Here is a 22,658-nt window from a genome sequence, read left to right on the forward strand (position 1 = left end):
AGGAGGGATGTGGTTCGTGGGGAGGCGTTTGACGCGGCGAAAAATGCCAGCGTGCAGAGATGCCGCCCGATCGCCCGAGGATGCCACTCTGCCAGTGTTTTGCCCGACGTGTCAAAGCGCCTGGTCGGGCTGCGACTGAGCACTGCCGCAAGGCATTGATTTCACAGCCCCCGCCTACTGTGCATGGGGTTGTTTTCGCGTTTTTGTTTTGGGCGCCTAACCCCGCCGCCGCGCGGCCGACGCATCCACCACGTTGTCCACCTGCTCGTGCCAGCTCAGAATCTCCATCGCCAGCACGGGATGATTGAAGCCCTTGAGCTGGAGATCGTCGAGCGCTTGCGCCTCGACCCATGGTTCGACGATGCCGTAGACGCGGCGGCTGACGACGATCTGGTTGGGCTTGGCTTCGCCGCAGAGGCGGGAGGCGAGGTTGGTGACGCTGCCGATCGCGGCATATTCCAGCCGCTGCTCGAAGCCGACCTGGCCGAGCGTGGCATAGCCGACGGCGATGCCGATGCCGAAGCCGAGGCTGTGTCCGCGGTTGCGCCAGCGCTCGGTCAGCGGGCCGATCGTGTCGCGCATCTCCACCGCCATCTTCACCGCGCGCTCTGTGTGGTCCTCGAACTGGATCGGCGCGTTGAACAGGATCATCACGCCGTCGCCGGCATATTTGTCGAGCGTGCCTTCGTATTTGAAGATCAGCTTGCCGAGGGCTGCGTGATATTCGCGCAGCACGTTCATCGCCTCTTCCGGCTCGGTCGCCTCCGTGAACGCGGTGAAGCCGCGCAGATCGCAGAACACCACGGTGACCTCGCGGCGCTGGCTGGTAAGCAGCCCCTCGGGGCTGTCGGAGGAGGCGATCAGCTGCGCCACCTGCGGTGCCAGGAAGCGCTCCAGCTTGCGAATGCGCTCGATCTCGCCGAGCTGGGTCGCGACGCGCTCCTCCAGCGACTTGTTCCAATCCTTGAGCTGCTCGGTCTGCACGCGCAGCTTGTCGGCCTGCGCGCGCACCGTCTCGTGCGCCGCCTCCAGCGCGTGGCTCTTGTCGTCGACCTCGGTGAACAGCCGCGCATTGCGCATCGCCAGCACGGCCTGGTTGGCGAAGGTGCGCATCAACCCGATGATGCTTTCGGCGAACTCGCCGCTGGCGCGGCGCAGCACCACCAGCGAGCCGAGCGTGCCCTGCTGGTCCACCAGCGGCACCACCAGCACCGAATGGAAGCCGGCCTCGATCGCGACGTCGCGCAGCGGCTGCCCGGCCGCGTGGTCGAGATCGGCGATCGCGATCGGCTCGCCGCTCGCCGCGGCATCGCTCAGGATGTTTTCGCCTTCGCCGATGGTGACGTGCGCGCCGTCGGCCGATTTGTCGATGCCGTTGGACTCGACCAGGTTGAAGCGGCGCGCCGCCGCGTCATAGCCGTAGATCAGCACCGCATCGGCATGGGTGATCTCGATCGCGCGCGCCGCGATGGTCGGCAGCACGGCGTTGAGATCGAGCGAGGAGGCCACCGCGCGGCCGACCTCTTCCAGCACCTTCAGCTCGTTGATCGACTGCGCCAGATCGCGGGTGCGCTCGTCGACCTTGGTTTCGAGATTCGAATAGGTCTCCTGGATCTGGCCGGCCATGCGGTTGAACTGGCCGGCGAGATCTTCCAGCTCGTCCGAGGTCTTCACGTCGATGCGATGGCTGAAATCGCCTTCGCCGAGCTTGTGTGCGCCGTCGCGCAGCGCGGTGATCGGTATGATCATGCGGCGCGCCAGCAGCGTGCCGGCGAGGATCGCGACCATCAGGCCCATGCCGATCAGCAGCGCGATGCGCACCAGCTGGTCGCGGATCGGCATCAGGGCCTGCGTGGTCGGCTGCTCGAACATCACGTTCCAGCCGAGCTTCGGCACGGTGCTCGCGGCGCTCATCACCGCATGGCCGTTGAAATCGGTGCCTGACGTATCGGGCTCGCGGCCGGGCGTGATCGCGGCCGCCACCTGCGGCAGCTTCGACAGATCCTTGCCGACATCGGGGCCCTTCGACGACGTCGCCAGCACGCGGCCGCGCGGGTCGACCACATAGGCGAACGCCGCCTTGCCGACCTGGGCGTCGGACAGGAAGTCGGAGAGGAAGCTGAGATCGATCTCAGCCACGGTGACGCCGGCATTGAAGCCGGAATGCGCCACCGAGATCGACATCAGCGGCGTCCGGTCGGAGAACCAGGCCGGCGCGTAGCTGACGCCGCGGGCGACGGTGTCGGTGAAGCGCATGTCGCGGGAGAGGTCGGCATTGCCGCCGGTCGTGGTCGACTGGCGCGAGACGCGCAGCACCTCGCGACCCTCGCCGTTGAGCTGGAACAGCTGGTTGACGACCGAGACCTGGTGCAGCAGCGAAGCGTAGTCGGCGCGACGCTTCTCGAGCGTGTCCTGGCTCGCGCGCGTCACCCAGCTGATCTGGCGCTCGAGCTCGGAGATCGACTGCTCCATCCGCCGCGCGGCGGCCTGCGCCTTGTCCTCGAGCCCGTCGGTCAGCTGTGTCTTGGTGGCGCGATAGGAGATCCAGGTCTCCATCGCGCCGTTGACGGCGAGCACGAACACGACGAGGCCGACGAGGGAGACGACATATTTGGCGAACAGGCCCTCGCGCAGAAACCGTGTCTTGTCTTTCGCTCCCGCCATCAGATCCTCTCGCGCCGCCATCGACGCCGGCGCTACGGGCCGTACCGGCCCGATAGCCCTTCTACCATAATTTGGGCCGGGCGGCCGGTGGACCGGCCGGCGTGGTTACCCGCTGGAGACGCCGGGGTGGGGCAAAAGGGTGGTGAATTGTCGCAGCCTCATCCGTTCGGATGAAGCGGCGGGCGGGACGGCCGATGTAAGGGATTGGCGTGGAGTCCAGAGCGTTGGTCCGCCCATCATCGATTGAAGAGCTGCCGCAGCACGTCGTTCATCGGCTGACTGTCCTGCTGCGCCACCGGCGTGTCGTCCTGGGCCTGAGGCTGGGCTTGAGGTGCCGGCGAGGCCTGCGGAGCGGGACTGGTTGGCGTTGCCGGCAGGCTGCGGCTCCGGCCGGTGCCTGTCGCAGTGCCGGCGCCGGGGTTCGTTCCGGGGCTGCCGGACAATCCCTGCTGGATCAGATTGCCGATCGCCTCGCCCAAGGGACCGCCGAGCGGATTGTTCTGGCCCGGCTGCTGACCTTGCGGATTGGCGTTGCCGGCCGTATTGCCGCCACCCGGCGCGGCGGTGCCGCCGAGACCAAGATTACCAAGGCTGCCGAGAATGTTGCCGAGACCGGCGCCGTCGGGGCCGAACAGGCCCTTGCCCATCTCGCGCAGCTTGGCGTAGGCGGCATCGGGATTGTCGAGCATGCCGGCCATGTCAGGGTAGATCCTGGGCTGCGACCAGGTGCCCTGGATCATCACGGGGATGCCGAAGCCGACAGGATCATTGGTGCGGCCCTGGCCTTCGGTTGTCATCACGAGCTTCGGCTCGACGCGAAAACCCATCATCTTGGTGTCGAGCGCGATGGTGCCGGCGCCGGTGACGCGCACCAGCGGTCCGATCAGATTCAGATCGGTGGTCACCGCCTGGCCCTTGTCGATGCGGAACGACGCGGAGAGCTGCGACAAATCGGTGCTCTGCTCGTTGCTGGCGCTCTGGTTGTCCTGCCAGCCGGTCAGCGTGCCCGATGTCAGCGAGCGGATCATCTGCGCGACATTGATGCCGCGGATGGCGCCGTCCTGGAAGTTGACGAAGGCGGTGCCCTGCATGTTCGCCATCAGCGCGCGCTGGCTCGGGCCGGCGCTGCGCAGTGCGAGCTTGGCCTGCAGCTTGCCGTCGATCCGGTCGAATTCCGCAAGGCCCTGGAGCAGCGGCAGGGCACGCACGCCGACGAGATCGGAATGCATGGCAAAGCTCGGCGCGCCGGTGGTCGCATCGAGGATCACCTCGCCCGAGACCTGGCCGCCATAGGCGCCGAGATTGGCGGTGCCGGCCTTCAGCACGCCGCCGGCGAGCTTCGCGTCGAGCGCGAGCGGTGCAAGGCGCGCATCGCCGATCACGGCCTCGTTCGCGGAGATCCTGATCTGCGCATCGACGTAATTGAGCCCGGACACGTCGATCGGCGTATTGCTCCACGGCTGTCCCGACGCGCCATCAGGCGTTTTCGCCAGCGGAATCGCAAGACGCTGGAAGTCGAGATCGACCTTGACCAGCGGCTTGCTCGCAATGTCGACCGAGGCCCAGCCGTTGAACGAGCCGTCGCCGAGCCTGCCGTTCACGCTGTTGATCATCACGACGTCGCCGTTGAGCCGCATCTCGGCGTGGCCGGTGAGCTGCGACTTCAGCACATCAGGCATATCGATGGCGAAATCCACTGGAATGGTCGGCCGGTCGGTTTGCGAAGGAGGCGTCGTCGCCTTGATGTCGAACTTGGTCGGGTGATCGCCGACGCGCGCGGTGCCGCTGATGCTGACCTTGCGGTCGCGGCCGACGACGGCATCGGCGTTGATGGCGCTGACGCGGCCCTCGATCCGATCGCGCAGGCGCGAGAATGCGATCTCGCCGTCGGTAATCCTGACGCGGTCGATGGTCGCTGCCTCCGCGTCGATGGCGAGCGGCTTCGACGAGACACTCGCGTTCGGCAGACGGTCACGCAGCAGCGGCTGGTAGAGCACGGGATGGGTGACGACGAGCTCGCTGATCTTCGGACGGCCCGACCACACGCTCGCGAGCGACATGTCGGCCTGCACGCTGTCGACCGTGAGGCGCGTAATGCCGCTGCGGTCCTTGGGGTCCTGGAGCGTGAGGTCGTTCAACGTGACGTTCAGCGTCGGCCAGATGCTGATCTTGGTGGTGCCGTCGATCGACAGGCGGTAGCCGGTCGCGCTTTCGACCTTCGAGGCAATCGTCGTGGTCAGGAATCCCGAGGGGATCCCGACCACGAGCAGGAGTGCGATCACGATGATGACGGCGGCCAACGCCGCGCCGGCGAATTTCACTGCTCTCATGTCGACTTTCCAACGACGGACACTCGGCGCCGAATCCGGCCGCCTGCCCGTCCTTTGCGCTTGAGTTTATCCCCGGACGGGAAGCGGCTCCAAGCGCGTAAAAATAGTCAGGGGGAGCTGCAAAGTTATGTGACTTATGACACACTTCCCCGGCGCGGTTTTACGCGATCCTGATGTTGATGGTTCCAAGCGATTTGCCAAGGACACTGGCCAGGTAAACTTTCGAAGGCAACCGGCCAAGAAAACTGACCAAGAAGATTCACAAGGAAGTTGAAATGAGCAAGCAGGCCGAATTTGCGGTCATCCTGAAGATGAATGCGATGTTCGCCGATCTCGGCGCGGACGAGCTTCAGCGTTTGTCCAATCTCTGCCACACCCAGCATCTCGGGAATGGCGAGGTGCTGTTCCAGAAGGGCGACGCCGGGGACGCGCTGTACGGCGTGCGCCGCGGCCAGGTCCGCATCGAGACCGGCGCCTCCGACGGCAGCCGGCTGACGCTCAACTTCATGGGGCCGGGCGATTTGTTCGGCGAGGTTGCTGTGCTGGACGGCCAGAATCGCACCGCGGACGCGACCGCTGGCGAGGTCAGCGAATTGTTCGTGCTGCGGCGCGAAGATTTCCTCGCCTTCCTCGAACGCGAGCCGAAGGTCGCGATCAAGATCATTGGGCTGCTGTGCCAGCGCATCCGCTGGCAAAGCGAGCGGATGGAGGAATCCATGCTGCAGCCGCTGCCGGTTCGCCTGGCGCGACGGCTGTGCGCGCTCGCCGCGGATTTCGGTTCCGAGGTGCACATCTCGCAGGAGCAACTCGGCGTATTCGTTGGCGCCGCCCGCGAGAGCGTCAACCGCCAGCTTCAGGCCTGGCGCAAGGAAGCGATCCTCGATCTCCAGCGCGGCCGTATCCTGCTGCGGAACATGACCAAGCTGACCGCGATCGCGCGGAACGAGTAGGGAGGAAGCTAAGCTGCTTCCGGCACATAGTGCAAAGTCAGCAACTCTGATCGCGGGCATGGGGCGACGGCGTATGGTCGTCCATCATCGTCACTAAATTCGACGAGCATCGTCCCGTCGTCGAGTTCCTCGACGATCGTGCCGACGTTTCCTCGCGCCAATCGATGCTCTGGAAGGTTCGCCAACAATGCGACGACATCCTGTGTCGCCGGAGGCCGACTTTCCTTGCTTGCTGCACTCGTCATGGCAACCTGGTTTTGCCGCCGTTCGGCCGAACTCTACTCCGCCGCAGGATGCGCGCTTTTCGGTGCCGGTGCGGCTTCGTGATGACCGTCCGTTTCGGCGTCCTCGCTGTGCACGATCAGCCGCTTGGCGAAGCGCCAGATCAGGGCGCCGAGATCGTCCATCACCATGAACATCGCGGGCACGAACACCAGCGACAGGATGGTCGAGAAGATCAGGCCGCCGATCACCGCGAGTGCCATCGGCGAGCGGAACTCGCCGCCGGCGCCCACCGCGAGCGCGCTCGGCATCATGCCCGCAGCCATCGCAATCGTGGTCATCACGATCGGGCGGGCGCGCTTCATGCCGGCGTCGATCATGGCTTCGTCGCGCGGCTTGCCGGCGTGAATGGCTTCGATCGCGAACTCCACCAGCATGATCGCGTTCTTGGTGACGATGCCCATCAGCATCAGGATGCCGATCCACACCGGCGTTGTGAGCTGCTTGCCGGTGACGAGCAGGGCGGCGATCGCGCCGCCGATCGAGAGCGGCAGCGAGAACAGGATGGTGATCGGCTGGAGGAAGGTGCCGAACAGCAGCACCAGCACCGCGTAGACCATCATCAGGCCGGCCGTGATCGCAGTCGCAAAACCGTCGGACAGCTCGTTGAGGCTCTCGGCGTCGCCGGAGGGTGAGACCTTCACGCCCTTCGGCCGGCTCTTCATCACCGGCAGGTCGTAAATCTTCTTGGTGGCGTCGCCGAGCGCGGCGGAGCCGACGAGGTCGGCGGCGACGGTCGCCTGCCGTTCACGATCGTAGCGGTTGATGCTGGTCGGACCCTGGTCGAGCTTGACGTCGGCGATGACGGACAGCGGCACGCCGCCCTTCTCGCCGCGCTCGCCGAGCGGCACGCGCAATTGTTCGAGCGTCTTCAGATTGCCGCGCGCGGCATCCTCGAGCTGGACGCGGATCGGCACCAGACGATCACCGACATCGAACTTGGCGAGCGCGGGTCCGACGTCGCCGATGGTGGCGACGCGGATGGTCTGCGACAGGCTTTCGGTCGAGACGCCGAGGCGCGCGGCGAGATCGGCGCGCGGCTCGATGCGCAGCTCGGGCCGCTCCAGCGTGGTCTCCGAGATCACGTTGGAGATGGTCGGAATCCGCTTCATCTGCGTCGCGAGCTCGCTGGCGACGTTGTTGACGATATTGGCGTCTGCGCCGGTCACCACCAGCGAGATGGCGCGGAGGCCATTCTCGTCGAGGAACCAGAAGCGGATGTCGGGGATGTTCTCCAACTCCTGGCTGATCGAGAACTCGAGCTCGCGCTGGGTGATGTCGCGGCTGTCCTTCGGCGTGTAGTTGATGATCAAGGCGGCGCGCCGGACTTCCTGGGTGCCCGGTGGAACGCGCCCGCCGTCGACGAAGATGCTCTTCACCTCAGGCCGCTTGCGCAGACGCGCGACGATGTCCTCGGTGACCTTTTCGGTGTAGGCGAGCTGGGTGCCTGGCGGCAGCTCGAGGGCGACCAGTGAGCGCGAGCTGTCCTGCGCCGGCAGAAAGCCCTGCGGTAGCAGCGTAATGCTCCAGATCGAGGCGGCGAAGACGCCGAAGCCGACCAGCACCGTGATGAAATAGTGCTTCACCGACCAGGCCACGATCCTGTGATAGGACCTCAGCACGCGGCCGGGCGGCGGCTCCTCGTGATTGCCGTGTTTGAGGAAGTAGGCGGCAAGCACCGGCGTGACGAAGCGCGCGGCGAGCAGCGAGAAGAACACCTGCACCGAAACGGTGATGCCGAACTGCTTGAAGAACTGTCCGGCGATGCCCGACATGAAGCTCGCGGGTGCGAAGATCGCGATGATCGTCAGCGAGATCGCGATCACCGCGAGGCCGATCTCGTCGGCGGCTTCGAGTGCGGCGCGGTAGGGCGATTTGCCCATGTTCATGTGCCGGACGATGTTCTCGATCTCGACGATGGCGTCGTCGACCAGAATACCCGTCGACAGCGTGATGGCGAGGAAGCTGACGAGGTTCAGCGAGAAGCCGAGCAGGTCCATCGCCCAGAACGCCGGGAAAATCGACAATGGCAGCGAGATCGCGGCGATGATGGTGGCGCGCAGGTCGCGCAGGAACAGCAGCACGATGACGACGGCGAGGATCGCGCCTTCGAACAGGGTCGAGATCGCCGCGTGGTAATTGCCGTTGGTATATTCGACCGAGGTGTCGATCACCTTCAGGTCGACGTCGGGATAGGTGGCCTTGAGCGCGTCGACGCGCTTCTGCACGGCCTCGGCCACCTTCACGTCGCTGGCGCCCTTGGAGCGCTTGATGCCGAGCGCGACGATCGGCTCGCCGTTGAAGCGGGCGAAGGTGCGGCGATCGGCGATGGTGTCGGTCACCGTGCCGAGATCGTCGAGCCGGACCTCGCCGCCGCCGAACAGCGGAATCATGGTGCCGGCGAGATCGCCCAGTGTCTTGGCGCCGGCGAGGGTGCGGATCGCCTGGTCGTTCTTGCCGATCTCGGCGCGGCCGCCGGCGACGTCGACATTGGTGCCGCGCAGGCTCTGGCTGACATTGACGGCCGTCAGCCCCATCGATTGCAGGCGGTCGGGATCGAGCGAGACCAGGATCTCGCGCTCGACACCGCCGATGCGCTCGACCTGGGCGACGCCGCGGACGCCCTGCAGCGCGCGCTTGACCACGTCGTCGACGAAATAGGAGAGCTGCTCCGGCGTCTTGCCGGGCGAGATCGCGGCATAGGTGACGATCGGCAGGCCGATGACATCGACGCGCTGGATCAGCGGCTCGGTGACGTTTTGCGGCAGGTTCGAGCGCACGCGCGTCACCGCGTCCTTGACGTCGTTGAGCGCGCGGTCGGTGTTGGTCTCCAGCGCGAACTGGATGGTGGTGACCGACAGGCCGTCGGTGATCTGCGAGGTGATGTGCCGCACGCCCTCGACGCCCGAGACGGCGTCTTCGACCGTCTTGGTGACCTGGGATTCAAGCTCGGCGGGCGCTGCGCCGAATTGCGACACCGCGACCGAGATCACGGGAATGTCGGCCGAAGGCAGCCGGGTCACCGCAAGCTTGGTGAAGGAGACCCAGCCGAGGACCAGGAGGATGATCGAGAAGACGACCGACGGCAGGGGATTCCGGATCGACCAAGCCGAGATATTGAGAGCCATCAGCGTACCCGTGTGCGATCGAGTTCATCGGCGAACATGGTCTTGATCTGGTCGCCGTCATGGAGCGAAGAGCCGGCGTCGGCGACGACGATCTCGCCGACCTCGACGCCTTCAAGGATTTCCGTGGCGCTGTCGGAGGAGAGCCCGACCCGCACCTTGCGTGTCTCGACCACGTTGCCTTTGACGACTTGCACGGTGAGATGGTCGATCGCGGTCTTGGGAATCGAGACGCCGCAACTGCGCTTGGCGTCGATTGAGGCGCGGGCGAACACGCCGACCTTCAGCGAGGGATTGTTGGTGACGCTGATGCGGACCCGGCCGAGCTGGGTGGCGCGGTCGATTTCGGGCGCCACCAGCCGGACCCGGCCGATCAGATCGGGCGCGTCGTCGCGGCTGATGCGCACGGTGGCGCCGGGGCTGAGCTTGGGCATGTGCACCGCCGGGACCTGGGCGTCGAGCTCGATCTCGTTGTTGACGGCGATACGGAACATCGGGCCGGCCTGCGGGGACGCGGGCGCACCGACGATGGTGCGAACTTCGGTGACGAGGCCCGGCGCGGGCGCCTTCAGCGAGACCGGGCCTTGCGGGCCGGGCCGCTGCGGCTGGCCGGGGATCTGCGGCGGCGCTGTCAGGCGCGCCAGCTCCTGATTGTCGGTGACCATGGTGCCTTCGGTGACGAAGAGGTCGGTGACCCTCGATCCTTCCTGGTCGGCGACGACGACGGCCTCTCGGCGGGGCACGAAGAAGCCGGTCACCCGCACGAGGTCGGAGAAGCAGGCATTGGTCGATTTCGTCACGATGACGAGCGCCTCGCTCGGCGTCTCCTTCACCTCGGGGCGCTTGCGATGCTCGAACAGATAATAGCCGACGCCGAGCGCAACGACGAACACCACGGTTCCGGCAGGCTTGAGATAGTCGGAGACGTTCATCGCCGGATTGTCCTGGCCTGGCTCACGGCCATCCGCACGAGGCCTATGAAGAGCGTTTCCCTGAAATGAAGCGGCGTCCCGCAAGGCTGCGGGACGCGCGTTGGAAGCAAGACTTTACACCACATCACGACTGGTCACTTCAACGGATTGCGTCGTGCTTACTTCGATGCGGTGGTCTTGTTTTCCATGTTGACGACCTGCACGCGTCGATTGACTTCCGCCATCGGCTGGCCCGGGTCCTTCAGCTTGCTCTTGCCGTAGCCGACGGTGACGAGGTCGGTCGCGGAGATGCTGTACTTGTCGACGAGGTAGCGCTTGATCGAATCGGCGCGACGCTCCGACAGTTCCTGATTGTAACCCTCGCCACCGGCGGCGTCGGTGTGGCCGGCCACCACGAAGGTCGAGCCCTTCAGATCGGGGCTGGTCAGCGCGCGGCCGAGCGCCTGCACGGACGACATCGACTTGGCGCTGATATTGGCCGAGTTGTAGTCGAAGGTGATCTCGAGATCGATATTCGGCTTGTCCTTGGCGGCGGAGGCGATCTCCTCGCGCTCGGTCGACGACAGCGAGCGGGTCGAGCGACCGCGCACCGACTGGATCAGCTTGGTCTCAGCCGCGTTCGGCGCGGGATCGGCCTGCGGGGCGATCGAGAGGCCGCGGGTCAGTGGCTTCTTTGGCGGCGGCGCCAGCGCGCGCACGATTTCGTCCTCGGTGACGTTCTTGCTGTTGCCGTCGTCACCCGCAAAGGCGAGCGGGGTCGTCAGCGACAGAGCGGCGCCGACCGTGACGATGGACAGGATCGCGGTAAATCCCTTTGCAGCCAATCTCATTGCCAGTCCCTCCTGCGCAGAACCTGCGTGGTTCCAAAATTCCTGCAATAGGCCCCCCGGGAAAGGCCGCCTGCGGCATCCGTTCGTTAGTCTTCGCGGGGCCGCCCGGGGTTCGAGGCGTTGCCTGCCTCAACTCAAAAAAATACTAGCGTACTCCGTAGCTTGCGAATTCCTGAACGATGTTCGGGTCCATCGCCTTGGCATTGGCGATGTCGAGCGCGCCTTCCTGCGCCGAGCCGTTACGCTGCTTGGCAATCCCGCGGCCATAGAGCGAGGAGGTCAGGCGCGGGTTGATCCTCAAAGCCGCGTCGAAATCGGAAATGGCGTTCTTGACCGCGCCCGACTTCAGATTGACGAGCCCCCGGCTGTCCAGCGCGTCGACGAAGTTCGGCCGTAGCCGTAAGGCCTCGTTGCAATCCTTCAACGCCCCCTGGAGGTCGCCGATCACGGTGCGGGTCCAGCAGCGGTTGTTCAGCGCCTCGACGTCCTTCGAGTTGATCCGGAGCGTGTCGTCGAAATCCTTGATGGCAAGGCCGTAGGCACCCTTGCTGGCATAGACCTGGCCACGCCGGTACAGCGCGTTCACGTCGTCAGGATTGGCCGCGATCTTGGCCGTCAGGCCCTTGATGGTCGGATCCTCCGCCAGCACGGCCGGGTTCGGCCCATTATCCAGGCTCGGCGCCGGAGCGGGATCGGCCGGCTTCACCGGCGGTGGTGCCGGGGGCAGGGCGGCCTCGACCTGCGGTTTCGGCGACGGAGCCGGTCCGGGGGCAGGCGTAGCCACCGCGTCGGCCGGCTTCGGCGCCGGGGGCGGTGATGGCGGAGCCGGAGGCGGGTTGTTGGCGACGACCGCCGGCGGTGGCGGCGGTGGCGGTGTCACCGGCGGGCGGGACCCTGCGGCACCCGGAATGAACGAAAAATCTTCGGCGAGCGAAGACGAGATCCACGGCACCTGCTCGCCGCGCGAGGCGCGGGTGACGCCCATTTTGGTGCGGTTCAGCGTCTCCTCGGCCATCAGGTCGGGGACCCGGATTTCCTTGAGGAGCTCCTGGACGAACAGGCTGTGCTCGCCGCCGGCGTCCGAGACCACCGAAGCCAGCGCCGCGGAATACATCACCAGCGTGCCGTTCGGTGCGATGACCGGGGTCAGGCCTGCCGAGAAGCTGCGGAACCGGCGCTCGAAGGGGTTGCGCCTGCTCGCATCGATCAGCGCGATCTTGACGCCCGCGCCGCGGGTATTGAGCTCGCCGAGCACGGTCTCGAGGCTGACACCGTCGCGGCGCACGTCGGATTCGGTCCAGATCTGCGCATCGATCGGCAGCATGTAGCTCTGGCGCGCCGACTGGATGCCGAAACCGCTGAAGAACACCAGCGCCACCGAGCCCGGCTTGATCTTGCCATAGAGCTTGTCGAAGGCGCGGCGCATGCCGTCGCCGGTCAGGTTCTCGCCGATCTCGACGGAAAAGCCGTCGCGCTTGAGCTCATCGGCGACGTCGCGCGCATCGTTGAGCGGTTCCTTCAGCGGGGCATCCGCGTCCGGATATTTGGCGTTGCCGATGATCAGCGCGAAACGGTCGCCGGCGGCCAGGGATGGCGTGGCCGGGACGAGCGAAACGAGCAAGGGCAGAAGAAAAAGGAAGCGAATTTTCATAATGAGCGCGGTCCAGCCAAAAAGGCGCCGTTACCAGCTTGCGCCGCGGCGACCTTAACTTACGCAATGTGCATTATCAAACCGGGGGAGGGGGGCGTCAACCGCTTGGAGTTTAGGTGTTATCGCGACAATTGACCGCGATGCATGGGAACGTTGCGAGGGGAATAAACGGGCTGTCACGGTTGCGCTCGACACGATTGGGTTGGGCATTGCAGCGCCCACCTCAGGGCCGTCATGTCTTAGGGCTGTTATGGCGGCGAGAATGTGATTGGTCTCACATTGCAGGCCTGCCTCTGTCGCAACGCCCGGCGTTTGACCTTTGCGGCGGACAATGGCTTGGTGCGCGCGATCGTCCCGCAAGATCCAACTCAAGAAAAAGCAAGACCATGGGAAACGCCTACGAAATCTACGCCCTGCGCTATGCGACGATGACGCCGCGCACCCCCAACATGAACTTCCTGGCGCCCGATCCGCACGACAGTGCGGCGCAGGATCTCGACTATTTCGTCTGGCTGATCCGCGGCGGCGGCCGCGAGATCCTGGTCGATACCGGCTTCAATGCCGAGGAGGCGACCTCGCGGGCGCGCAAGCTGACGCTCAATCCGGTCGATGCACTGGAGCGGTTTGGTGTCGCGGCCTCGAGCGTTCGCGACATCATCGTGACGCATCTGCATTACGACCACGCCGGCAATCTCGATCGCTTTCCGAGCGCGCGCTTCCATCTCCAGGAGCGCGAAATGGCGTATGCGACCGGACGCTGCATGTGTAACGGCTTGTTGCGACATCCGTTCTCGGTCGAGCACGTCACGCAGATGGTTCGCCATGTCTATGGTGAGCGCGTCACTTTCTATTCGGGCGACGGCGAGATCGCGCCTGGCGTGACCGTGCATCGTGTCGGTGGCCATTCCGATGGCTTGCAGGTGGTCAAGGTCGAGACCGCGCGCGGGCCGGTGGTGCTGGCCTCCGATGCCGCGCATTACTACGCCAATCTGCAGCGCCGCAGCCCGTTCCCGATTGTCCTCAATATCGGCGACATGGCGCAGGGATGGGAAACGATCGAACGCCTCGCCGGTCATCCCGACAGATTCATCCCCGGCCATGATCCGATCGTGACGGAGATCTATCCGCGCGCCAGCGACAAGGTCGATGCCTGGGCGCTGCATCTGCCGCCGTCGCGGTCGTTTGCGAAGTGATGGCCTAAAGAGAGTGAGCGCTACTCCATCACCGTCACCCTGAGGTGCTCGCCTCTTCGGCGAGCCTCGAAGGGCGACGGCCCGGGTGCATCGGGGCCGCTCATCCTTCGAGGCTCCCCGCACGATGCTTCGCATCGAGCGCCTCGCACCTCAGGATGACGGGACCGCGCTACGCCGGGGCCTCGTTCAATACGCCTGCTTGGCGTCGGCCTCTTCGCTGGTCTGGATCAGATCGAGGCTCTCCTCGATCTTGCCGAGCAGCGCGGAGAGCTGCTTGCGCTCCGGCGCGGTGAGGCAGGCGAGGATCTCGTCTTCCCGCCGCAGCAATTGCGGGAACAGCTCTTCGTAGAGCGCGCGGCCCTTCTTCGTCAGTTGCAGGCGGAATTCGCGGCGGTCGGCTTCGTTCTCGACCCTCTCGATCAGGTCCTCGTGCAGCAAGGTGGTCACCGCGCGGCTGATGGTGGATTTGTGCGTGCGCGTGCATTGCGAGATGTACTGCGCGCTACAGGCATCGTTGCGAAAACCGAGCGTGGCGATCACGCGCCAGGCCGGAATGTCGAGGCCGTGACGTTCCTGATATTCGACCGACAGCGCGGCACTGACTTCCGCCGCAAGCCGGTTGAGGCGGAACGGCACGAATTTGAACAGGTCGAGCCGTGTCTTCGGAGAAGCCTCGTCGGCCTGCCGTGTCTTCAGCGCGATGTCGCTGGATGTCCTCGCCAAGGAGAGCGCTCCGAATTCCAGTTGACGGCCGGCCGGCTCCGGTCCAAAATAGTTGCACGTGAGACTATCTAGCAGATCAGTCCTCTTCTGACCAGAGCCGAGGTGAGCGTATGGCGCCGGCCAATATGCATCAGGCCAAAACCCAGTTCGGCTATCGCCGCCACCCCGATCAGGATCGCCCGGGTCAAAGTCCGGCCGAGCATCCGATCGTGATCGTCGGCGCAGGTCCGGTCGGCCTGTCGCTCGCCATTGATCTTGCTCAGCGAGGCCAGCGCGTCATCCTTCTGGATGACGCCGACCGTATCGGCGAGGGCTCGCGCGCGATCTGCTTCTCCAAGCGGTCATTGGAATATTGGGACCGGCTCGGCGTCGCCGATCGCATGGTCGAGAAGGGCGTGGTGTGGAGCGTCGGCCGCATTTTTCACGGCGAGTCACAGCTCTATCAATTCAACCTGTTGCCGGAAGACGGCCACAAGCGGCCGGCCTTCATCAACCTCCAGCAATATTACGCCGAGGCCTATCTGGTCGATCGCATCAGCGATCTGTCTGATATCGACCTGCGTTGGCGCAACAAGGTGACGGCGGTCGAGCAGCGCAATGATGCTGTCTCGTTGACGATCGAGACCCCCGACGGCGCCTATCGCCTGCACGCGCAATATGTCGTTGCCTGCGACGGCGCGCGCTCCTCGCTGCGGCAGATGGTCGGTGCCGATTTCGCAGGTCAGGTGTTCGAGGACCAGTTCCTGATCGCCGACGTCAAGATGACCGCGGAATTCCCGACCGAGCGCTGGTTCTGGTTCGATCCGCCGTTTCATGCAGGGCGTTCAGCGCTGCTGCACCGGCAGCCCGACGACGTCTGGCGCATCGATCTTCAGCTCAATCGTTATGCCGATCCCGCCGTCGAGAAGAAGCCGGAGAACGTGCGGCCGCGGATCGCGCGCATGCTCGGCCACGACAAGTTCGACTTCGAGTGGATCTCGCTGTATAAATTTCAGTGCCGGCGAATGGATCGCTTCCTCCATGGCCGGGTGATTTTTGCCGGCGATTCCGCGCACCAGGTTTCGCCCTTTGGCGCGCGCGGCGCAAATTCGGGACTCGAGGACGCCGAGAATCTGTCCTGGAAGCTCGATCGCGTGCTGCGCGGCACTTCGCCCGCGAGCCTGCTCGAGAGCTACCATGTCGAGCGCAGCGCGGCTGCCGACGAGAACATCCGCGAATCCACCCGCTCGACCGATTTCATGGCGCCGAACTCGCATCAGGAGGCGCGGCTTCGCAAGGCGGTGCTGTCGCTGGCCAAGGAAACCGAGTTCGGCAAGCGCATGGTCAATGGCGGTCGTCTCTCGGTGCCATGCAGTTATGACTCGCCCTTGTCGTCGCGCGATTCTGATGCGTGGCGCGGCGGACCATTGCCCGGCTGTTCCATGCTTGACGCTCCCGTTGGCGAGCAGGGCTATCTGACGGACGCCTTCCGCGAAGGTGGAACAGACTTCACCCTGCTGTCGTTCAGCAATGGCGCGGCGATCGACGCGCCTGACGGCGTTAAGGATATCCGCATCGGCGGTGACAGTGGGATTTCCGACCCCGCCGGCCTCGTCGCCAAGCGTTACGACGCCGAGCCGGGTGCCGCCTATCTGCTCAGGCCCGATGGCTACGTCGCTGCGCGCTTTCGCCATCCGACGCGCGAGGCGATTACGGCAGCGTTATCGCGCGCCGCAGGCTTGAATTGAGGTTTCGCATGCCGCTTTCCACCAGCTCCAATTTCGCGCGGCCTGATGACGCCTTTCGCGCCATCGTCGAGGCGCATCGTGGCCTCACCGATGAGCAGAGCGCGGATTTCGATGCCGCGCTGGTTCTGATCCTCGCCAACCATATCGGCGACATCGACGTGCTGCGGGAAGCGCTCGTGCTGGCGAAACGCCGCATGGTCGACGGCCAGCAGCAACAGCAGCAACAACAATAACCCCAAGACTTAAGGACAAACTGATGGCGAAGAACTTCGCATCCACCGGCGATCTCTCCGAGAAGAAGATCACCTTCTCAGAGATCGGCACCGATCTCTATGCTTTCACCGCCGAGGGCGATCCGAACACCGCGATCATCGTCGGCGATGACGGCTGTCTGGTGTTCGACGCGCAGTCGACGCCGGCGATGGCCAACAAGGTGATCGAGCGCGTCCGCACTGTCACCGACAAGCCGATCAAATATGTCGTGCTCTCGCACTATCACGCCGTGCGCGTGCTGGGCGCCTCCGCCTACAAGGCGCAGGGCGTCGTGGCCTCTCAAGAGACCTATCGGTTGATCGAGGAACGAGGTCAGCAGGATTGGGATTCCGAATACGGCCGCTTTCCGCGCCTGTTCCAGGATGCCGAGAGCATTCCCGGCCTGACTTGGCCGACGCTGACCTTCGAAGGCGAGATGTCGATCTATCTCGGCAAGCGCGAGGTACGGCTGATGCAGTTAGGGGCCGGCCACACCTCAGGCGACATCGTTGCCTGGGTACCGGATGCCGAAGTCATGTTCTCCGGCGATCTCATCGAATATCACTCGGCCTGCTATTGCGGCGACGCGCATTTGCGGGAATGGCCGCTGACGCTGAACGAGATCCGCAACTTCAATCCGAAGGCGATCGCGCCGGGCCGCGGCGATGCGCTCAAGGGCACGTCCACGGTGCGTGAAGCCATCGCGATGACGCGCGACTTCGTGACGTCGCTCTATGGCGCTGCTGAAGTCTCGGTCGCCAAGGGCCGCACGCTGAAGGAATCGATGGCGGCGACCCGCGAAGTGATGGATCCGAAATTCCACAGCTTCGCCATCTACGAGCACTGCCTGCCGTTCAACGTCTCGCGCGCCTATGACGAAGCATCGGGGATCGACGATCCCGTGATCTGGACCGACAAGCGCGACCAGGAGATGTGGGCCGCTTTGCAAGGAGGAGGATAGTCATGAATATCAACACCTCGCCTGATCAGATCATCCGCAGCTCGGCGCAGGTGACGCCGGGCTACATGTCCGGCTTCGGCAACAGTTTTGAGACCGAGGCGCTGCCGGGCGCGCTGCCGATCGGGCGCAACTCGCCGCAGCGCTGCGCCTACGGGCTCTATGCCGAGCAGCTTTCGGGCTCGCCCTTCACCGCGCCGCGCGGCACCAATGAGCGCTCCTGGCTTTATCGCATCCGTCCCTCGGTGAAGCATTCCGGTCGGTTCGAAAAGGCCGATGGCGGCCTGTGGCGCTCGGCGCCGTGCCACGAATATGATCTGCCGATCGCGCAGATGCGCTGGGACCCGGCGCCAATCCCGAAGGAGGACATGACTTTCCTCGGGGGTGTGCAGACCATGACGACGGCGGGGGATGTGAATACGCAGGCCGGCATGGCCGCGCATGTCTACCTCATCACCAAGTCGATGGTGGACCAGCACTTCTACAACGCCGACGGCGAGCTGATGTTCGTGCTTCAGCAGGGCAATCTTCGTCTTGTCACCGAGTTCGGCCGCATCGACGCCGAGCCCGGCGAGATCGTGGTAATCCCGCGCGGCGTCAAGTTCCGCGTCGAGATTCCGAACGGTCCGGCGCGCGGCTATCTCTGCGAAAACTACGGCGGCGCCTTCACGCTGCCGGAGCGCGGGCCGATCGGCGCCAATTGCCTCGCGAATGCGCGCGATTTCCTCACGCCGGTCGCGCATTACGAGGACAAGGACACGCCGACCGAGCTCTACGTGAAATGGGGCGGCGCGCTGTTCAAGACGAATTTGCCGCATTCGCCGATCGACGTCGTCGCCTGGCACGGCAATTACGCGCCTTACAAATACGATCTGCGTGCCTTCTCGCCGGTCGGCGCGATCGGGTTCGACCATCCCGATCCCTCGATCTTCACGGTGCTGACCTCGCCGTCGGAGACGGCGGGCACAGCGAATATCGATTTCGTTATCTTCCCCGAGCGCTGGATGGTTGCCGACAACACGTTCCGTCCGCCGTGGTACCACATGAACATCATGAGCGAGTTCATGGGCCTGATCTACGGCGTGTATGATGCCAAGCCGCAAGGGTTTGTCCCGGGCGGCATCTCGCTCCACAATTGCATGCTGCCGCACGGTCCCGATCGCGATGCCTTCGAGCACGCCAGCAATGGTGAGCTGAAACCGGTGAAGCTCACAGGCACCATGGCCTTCATGTTCGAGACCCGCTACCCGCAGCGGGTCACCGCGCATGCCGCGAACGCGGCGACGTTGCAGGACGACTACGCGGATTGCTGGAAGGGACTCGAGAAGCGGTTCGATCCGAACAGGCCGTAATTACTTCGTCATTCCGGGATGCGCCGAAGGCGCGGGCCCGGAATCCATAACCACGATCGTGAGTATGGATTCCGGGCTCGCGCTCCGCGCGCCCCGGAATGACGGCCGAGAAACTGTCCAAAACATCTGGCAGGAAACCAATGCCCCACCCCAACGATCCCAGCCTCCGCTCCTTCATCGAGGTCGATCCCGCCTCCGACTTCCCGATCCAGAACCTGCCCTACGGCGTGTTCTCGACCGCGGCCAATCCGACGCCGCGGGTCGGCGTTGCGATTGGAAATTACGTGCTCGATCTCTGGGAGCTCGAGCAGGATTCGCGGCTCGATGTCGGCCCGCTCGGGGTGTTCTCCGGACCCTCGCTCAATCCTTTCATGGCGCTGGGGCCAAAAGTCTGGGCGAAGAAGCGGGCGCGACTTAGCGAGCTGTTGCGGCACGATCATCCGGAATTGCGCGACAACGAGGAACTGCGCAAGCAGGCGCTGGTGCCAATTCGTGATGCCAGGCTGCATCTGCCGTTCGCGGTCTCCGGCTACACCGATTTCTATTCGTCGAAAGAGCACGCCACCAATGTCGGCGTGATGTTCCGCGGCAAGGACAATGCGCTGCAGCCGAACTGGCTGCATATGCCGATCGCCTATAATGGCCGCGCCTCGACCGTAGTCGTGTCCGGCACGAAAGTGAAGCGGCCGCGTGGGCAGTTGAAGCCGCCGAATGTCGAGCTGCCGAGCTTCGGCCCGTGCAAGCGGCTGGATTTCGAGCTGGAGATGGGCGTCGTGGTCGGCCAGCCCTCTCCGATGGGCGGCATGCTCACAGAACAGCAGGCCGAGGAGATGATCTTCGGTTTCGTGCTGCTCAATGACTGGAGCGCACGCGACATCCAGCAATGGGAGTATGTGCCGTTGGGTCCGTTCCTCGCAAAGGCGTTCGCGACCTCGATCAGCCCATGGGTGGTCACGCGCGAGGCGCTGGAGCCGTTCCGGTTGAAGGGGCCGGAGCAGGAGCCTGTGCCGCTCGACTATCTCAAGCAGGCGAAGGCGCAGAACTATGATCTGGAGCTCGATGTCTCCTTGCGCGCCGCCGGCGCCAACGCGCCCGCGGGCATCAGCCGCACCAATTTCAAATACATGTACTGGTCCTCGGTGCAGCAGCTCATGCACCACGCCTCCTCCGGCTGCGCCATGAATGTCGGCGATCTCCTCGGCAGCGGCACCATCTCCGGTCCCGAGAAGAACCAGCGCGGCAGCCTGCTCGAGATCAGCTGGAATGGTACCGAGCCGGCCGAGCTGCCCGGCGGCGTCAAGCGCTCGTTCCTGGAGGACGGCGACAGCCTCGTCATGCGCGGCTGGTGCCAGGGTGAGGGCTATCGCGTCGGGTTTGGCGAGGTTGAGGGGACGATCTTGGCGGCGGAATAGGCTGCTTTCGGTCTCGTAGGGTGGGCAAAGCGAAGCGTGCCCACGCAATCACAGAGAGGTGGTGGGCACGGCGCAAGTGCGCCTTTGCCCACCCTACGAGACCTATCGCCTCTCCGGCGCCACGTCCTTGATGCGCGCGCAATGGGCCGCGACATCCTCCACGCTGTACTTCAAATGCACCCGCTTGTCGGACGGCACTTGCTTGGTCGTGCACACGCCCGGCCGCCATTCCTGCGTCGGCCTGATCGGGCGCGGCGCAAAGCCGCCGCCGCAGTTCGGGCAGACGTTGGAGAGTTTTGTCTCGACGCAGTCCGCGCAGAACGTGCATTCGTACGAGCAGATCCGCGCATCTGTTGCATCAGGCGGCAGGTCGCGGTCGCAATATTCGCAGTTCGGTCGCAGCTGGAGGGCCATGCGTGAATCTCCGCAGATAGGCCCGATCATCGCAGACGACGCCTAAAACGCGAATGGCGTAGTTCCCTCGATTTCAGCCAGCCTTCAAATCCTTCAGCGGAAGTTTCGAGCTTTCCTTGAGACGATCGAGCACGATCGATGACCGCACATGCGCCACGCTCTGGTGTGGCATCAACACGTCGTTGACGAGGTTGGACAAGCCCTTGAGGTCGCGCAGCACGGCCTTGAGCACGTAATCGGCGTCGCCCGTCAGCGAATAGGCCTCCTGGATTTCATCGATGCGATTGACCAGGGCACGGAAGCGCTTGGAATTATCAGGCGAGTGGGTCGCGAGCCCGACCTGGATGAAGGCGATCACGCCGAAGCCGAGCGCCTCGCTGGAGAGGTCGGCGTGATAGCCTGATATCACCTTCTCCTGCTCCAGCCGCATCCGCCGCCGCGAGCATTGCGAAGCCGAGAGACCCGCGATGTCGGCGAGTTCCTGATTGGTGAGGCGGCCGTCATCCTGAAGCGCGGTCAGGATCTTGAGGTCGAAGGTGTCTACCGGAATCATGCGCCATTTGTCCATTTCATGCACGGTTCGTGCATAAGATAGCCAAATCGCGTCCCATTTGCACGCTCATTGCACGCCCCGTGAAGGATAGTTCATGGCAGCAGCAATTGGAGAACACCATGGGTCCGTTTCCACACGACGCACCGCCGGCCACCATCACCGCCGACAATCCGATGGGCACCGACGGGTTCGAGTTCGTCGAATACGCGCACCCCAATCCGGAAGAGCTGCACGCCCTGTTCAAGCTGATGGGCTACGCCCCCGTCGCGCGCCACAAGACCAAGAAGATCACCGTCTATCGCCAGGGCGACATCAACTATCTCGTCAACGAGGAGCCCGGCACCCACGGCTTCGAATTCGTCGCCGCGCACGGCCCCTGCGCACCGTCGATGGCGTTTCGCGTGGTCGATGCGAAGGTTGCCTATGACCGCGCGGTTTCGCTCGGTGCGGAGCCTGCCGATGTGTCATCCGCACAGAAGACGCTCGATGTGCCCGCGATCAGGGGCATTGGGGGCAGCCTGCTCTATTTCATCGATCGTTATGGTGCCAAGGGTTCTGCCTATGATGCCGAATTCGATTGGCTGGGTGTGCACGATCCCAGGCCCGCCGGCGCCGGCCTGTTCTATCTCGATCATCTCACCCACAACGTCCATCGTGGTCGCATGGATGTCTGGACCGGCTTCTATGAAAAGCTGTTCAACTTCCGCCAGATCCGCTTCTTCGACATCGAGGGCCGCGCCTCCGGCCTGTTCTCGCGCGCGCTGACCAGCCCCGACGGCAAGATCCGGATTCCGATTAACGAGGACGCCGGCGATTCCGGCCAGATCGAGGAATATCTGAACATCTATCGCGGCGAGGGCATCCAGCACATCGCCTGCGGCTGCCGCGAGATCCACGGCACGATCGAAGGCCTGCGCGACGCCGGCCTGCCCTTCATGCCGTCGCCGCCCTCCACCTATTTCGAGAAAATCGACGCGCGGCTGCCCAAGCACGGCGAGGACGTCGCACGTCTCCAGAAGAACGGCATCCTGATCGACGGCGAGGGCGTGGTCGATGGCGGCCAGACCAAGGTGCTGCTGCAGATCTTTTCGGCCAACGCGATCGGCCCGATCTTCTTCGAGTTCATCCAGCGCAAGGGCGATGACGGCTTTGGCGAGGGCAATTTCAAGGCCTTGTTCGAATCGATCGAGGAGGATCAGATCCGGCGCGGGGTGTTGAAGGTGGAGGATGCGGCGTAGGCGCCGCTGTTGGCCAAACTGCTGCGTCACAACAGGTGTCGTCCCCGCGTAGGCGGGGACCCATAACCACAG

18 protein-coding genes are annotated in these 22,658 nt (G+C 64.4%); 8 read left to right on the forward strand and 10 right to left on the reverse strand.

Features of this window, described 5'->3' with window-relative positions; all coding sequences use genetic code 11:
- Nucleotides 1–216 precede the first annotated feature (216 nt).
- On the reverse strand, nt 217–2,664 hold the full coding sequence (locus AB7532_RS02480) for an adenylate/guanylate cyclase domain-containing protein (protein WP_441233254.1): 2,448 nt from the start codon (nt 2,662–2,664) through the stop codon (nt 217–219).
- A 236-nt stretch (nt 2,665–2,900) separates the two neighbouring features.
- Nucleotides 2,901–4,994 (reverse strand): AsmA family protein, encoded by a 2,094-nt coding sequence (locus AB7532_RS02485; RefSeq protein WP_441233255.1) that lies wholly within the window; start codon nt 4,992–4,994, stop codon nt 2,901–2,903.
- Between the two features lie 275 nt (nt 4,995–5,269).
- On the opposite strand from AB7532_RS02485, the gene AB7532_RS02490 reads away from it, so the two are divergent.
- Complete coding sequence (locus AB7532_RS02490) at nt 5,270–5,944, forward strand: Crp/Fnr family transcriptional regulator (RefSeq protein ID WP_441233256.1); 675 nt, start codon at nt 5,270–5,272, stop codon at nt 5,942–5,944.
- An 8-nt stretch (nt 5,945–5,952) separates the two neighbouring features.
- Here AB7532_RS02490 and AB7532_RS02495 read toward each other — a convergent pair whose 3' ends face one another.
- From AB7532_RS02495 to AB7532_RS02515, 5 genes are all read right to left on the reverse strand, one after another.
- On the reverse strand, nt 5,953–6,189 hold the full coding sequence (locus AB7532_RS02495; protein WP_441233257.1) for a DUF4926 domain-containing protein: 237 nt from the start codon (nt 6,187–6,189) through the stop codon (nt 5,953–5,955).
- 33 nt (nt 6,190–6,222) lie between these two features.
- On the reverse strand, nt 6,223–9,354 hold the full coding sequence (locus AB7532_RS02500; RefSeq protein WP_441233258.1) for an efflux RND transporter permease subunit: 3,132 nt from the start codon (nt 9,352–9,354) through the stop codon (nt 6,223–6,225).
- Nucleotides 9,354–10,283, reverse strand: coding sequence for an efflux RND transporter periplasmic adaptor subunit (locus AB7532_RS02505; protein ID WP_441233259.1), 930 nt, complete (start codon nt 10,281–10,283; stop codon nt 9,354–9,356). The genes AB7532_RS02500 and AB7532_RS02505 overlap by 1 nt, the downstream gene beginning before the upstream one ends.
- 158 nt (nt 10,284–10,441) lie before the next feature.
- Nucleotides 10,442–11,113, reverse strand: a complete 672-nt coding sequence (locus AB7532_RS02510; RefSeq protein ID WP_441233260.1) for an OmpA family protein — start codon at nt 11,111–11,113, stop codon at nt 10,442–10,444.
- Between the two features lie 145 nt (nt 11,114–11,258).
- Nucleotides 11,259–12,764 (reverse strand): caspase family protein, encoded by a 1,506-nt coding sequence (locus AB7532_RS02515; protein WP_441233261.1) that lies wholly within the window; start codon nt 12,762–12,764, stop codon nt 11,259–11,261.
- A 386-nt stretch (nt 12,765–13,150) separates the two neighbouring features.
- Between AB7532_RS02515 and AB7532_RS02520 the strand changes: the two genes are divergently transcribed.
- Nucleotides 13,151–13,957, forward strand: coding sequence for an N-acyl homoserine lactonase family protein (locus AB7532_RS02520; RefSeq protein ID WP_441233262.1), 807 nt, complete (start codon nt 13,151–13,153; stop codon nt 13,955–13,957).
- Nucleotides 13,958–14,143: 186 nt separating this feature from the next.
- Here AB7532_RS02520 and AB7532_RS02525 read toward each other — a convergent pair whose 3' ends face one another.
- On the reverse strand, nt 14,144–14,680 hold the full coding sequence (locus AB7532_RS02525) for a MarR family winged helix-turn-helix transcriptional regulator (RefSeq protein WP_441233263.1): 537 nt from the start codon (nt 14,678–14,680) through the stop codon (nt 14,144–14,146).
- 110 nt (nt 14,681–14,790) lie between these two features.
- Here AB7532_RS02525 and AB7532_RS02530 point away from each other — a divergent pair, with 110 nt between their 5' ends.
- The 5 genes from AB7532_RS02530 to fahA all read left to right on the forward strand — a co-directional run bounded on the left by AB7532_RS02530 (nt 14,791) and on the right by fahA (nt 20,381).
- Nucleotides 14,791–16,407 (forward strand): FAD-dependent oxidoreductase, encoded by a 1,617-nt coding sequence (locus AB7532_RS02530; protein ID WP_441233264.1) that lies wholly within the window; start codon nt 14,791–14,793, stop codon nt 16,405–16,407.
- Between the two features lie 8 nt (nt 16,408–16,415).
- Nucleotides 16,416–16,640, forward strand: coding sequence for a DUF2783 domain-containing protein (locus AB7532_RS02535; protein WP_027533464.1), 225 nt, complete (start codon nt 16,416–16,418; stop codon nt 16,638–16,640).
- Nucleotides 16,641–16,663: 23 nt separating this feature from the next.
- Entirely contained in the window at nt 16,664–17,620 is a 957-nt protein-coding gene (locus tag AB7532_RS02540; RefSeq protein WP_441233265.1) for an MBL fold metallo-hydrolase, read from the forward strand.
- Between the two features lie 2 nt (nt 17,621–17,622).
- The gene (gene hmgA / locus AB7532_RS02545) at nt 17,623–18,969 is read left to right on the forward strand and encodes a homogentisate 1,2-dioxygenase (protein WP_441233266.1); all 1,347 of its coding nucleotides are present in this window, start codon (nt 17,623–17,625) and stop codon (nt 18,967–18,969) included.
- A 140-nt stretch (nt 18,970–19,109) separates the two neighbouring features.
- A complete protein-coding gene (fahA, locus tag AB7532_RS02550) occupies nt 19,110–20,381 on the forward strand; it encodes a fumarylacetoacetase (protein WP_441233267.1) in 1,272 nt (423 codons plus the stop codon).
- A 102-nt stretch (nt 20,382–20,483) separates the two neighbouring features.
- On the opposite strand, the gene AB7532_RS02555 is transcribed toward fahA, so the two are convergent.
- A complete protein-coding gene (locus tag AB7532_RS02555) occupies nt 20,484–20,795 on the reverse strand; it encodes a DUF1272 domain-containing protein (protein ID WP_441233268.1) in 312 nt (103 codons plus the stop codon).
- Nucleotides 20,796–20,868: 73 nt separating this feature from the next.
- Complete coding sequence (locus tag AB7532_RS02560; protein ID WP_441233269.1) at nt 20,869–21,348, reverse strand: Lrp/AsnC family transcriptional regulator; 480 nt, start codon at nt 21,346–21,348, stop codon at nt 20,869–20,871.
- A gap of 119 nt (nt 21,349–21,467) precedes the next feature.
- Between AB7532_RS02560 and hppD the strand changes: the two genes are divergently transcribed.
- On the forward strand, nt 21,468–22,586 hold the full coding sequence (hppD, locus tag AB7532_RS02565) for a 4-hydroxyphenylpyruvate dioxygenase (protein WP_441233270.1): 1,119 nt from the start codon (nt 21,468–21,470) through the stop codon (nt 22,584–22,586).
- Nucleotides 22,587–22,658 lie beyond the last annotated feature (72 nt).

The organism is Bradyrhizobium sp. 930_D9_N1_4 (assembly GCF_052076015.1).
Lineage (GTDB): Bacteria > Pseudomonadota > Alphaproteobacteria > Rhizobiales > Xanthobacteraceae > Bradyrhizobium.

Excerpts from the sequence above, each read along its gene's own strand:
- AB7532_RS02480 (WP_441233254.1), bottom strand. The coding sequence starts at position 2,664 with ATGGCGGGAGCGAAAGACAAGACACGGTTTCTGCGCGAGGGCCTGTTC.
- AB7532_RS02485 (WP_441233255.1), bottom strand. The coding sequence starts at position 4,994 with ATGAGAGCAGTGAAATTCGCCGGCGCGGCGTTGGCCGCCGTCATCATC.
- AB7532_RS02490 (WP_441233256.1), top strand. The coding sequence starts at position 5,270 with ATGAGCAAGCAGGCCGAATTTGCGGTCATCCTGAAGATGAATGCGATG.
- AB7532_RS02495 (WP_441233257.1), bottom strand. The coding sequence starts at position 6,189 with ATGACGAGTGCAGCAAGCAAGGAAAGTCGGCCTCCGGCGACACAGGAT.
- AB7532_RS02500 (WP_441233258.1), bottom strand. The coding sequence starts at position 9,354 with ATGGCTCTCAATATCTCGGCTTGGTCGATCCGGAATCCCCTGCCGTCG.
- AB7532_RS02505 (WP_441233259.1), bottom strand. The coding sequence starts at position 10,283 with ATGAACGTCTCCGACTATCTCAAGCCTGCCGGAACCGTGGTGTTCGTC.
- AB7532_RS02510 (WP_441233260.1), bottom strand. The coding sequence starts at position 11,113 with ATGAGATTGGCTGCAAAGGGATTTACCGCGATCCTGTCCATCGTCACG.
- AB7532_RS02515 (WP_441233261.1), bottom strand. The coding sequence starts at position 12,764 with ATGAAAATTCGCTTCCTTTTTCTTCTGCCCTTGCTCGTTTCGCTCGTC.
- AB7532_RS02520 (WP_441233262.1), top strand. The coding sequence starts at position 13,151 with ATGGGAAACGCCTACGAAATCTACGCCCTGCGCTATGCGACGATGACG.
- AB7532_RS02530 (WP_441233264.1), top strand. The coding sequence starts at position 14,791 with ATGGCGCCGGCCAATATGCATCAGGCCAAAACCCAGTTCGGCTATCGC.
- AB7532_RS02535 (WP_027533464.1), top strand. The coding sequence starts at position 16,416 with ATGCCGCTTTCCACCAGCTCCAATTTCGCGCGGCCTGATGACGCCTTT.
- AB7532_RS02540 (WP_441233265.1), top strand. The coding sequence starts at position 16,664 with ATGGCGAAGAACTTCGCATCCACCGGCGATCTCTCCGAGAAGAAGATC.
- hmgA (WP_441233266.1), top strand. The coding sequence starts at position 17,623 with ATGAATATCAACACCTCGCCTGATCAGATCATCCGCAGCTCGGCGCAG.
- fahA (WP_441233267.1), top strand. The coding sequence starts at position 19,110 with ATGCCCCACCCCAACGATCCCAGCCTCCGCTCCTTCATCGAGGTCGAT.
- AB7532_RS02555 (WP_441233268.1), bottom strand. The coding sequence starts at position 20,795 with ATGGCCCTCCAGCTGCGACCGAACTGCGAATATTGCGACCGCGACCTG.
- AB7532_RS02560 (WP_441233269.1), bottom strand. The coding sequence starts at position 21,348 with ATGATTCCGGTAGACACCTTCGACCTCAAGATCCTGACCGCGCTTCAG.
- hppD (WP_441233270.1), top strand. The coding sequence starts at position 21,468 with ATGGGTCCGTTTCCACACGACGCACCGCCGGCCACCATCACCGCCGAC.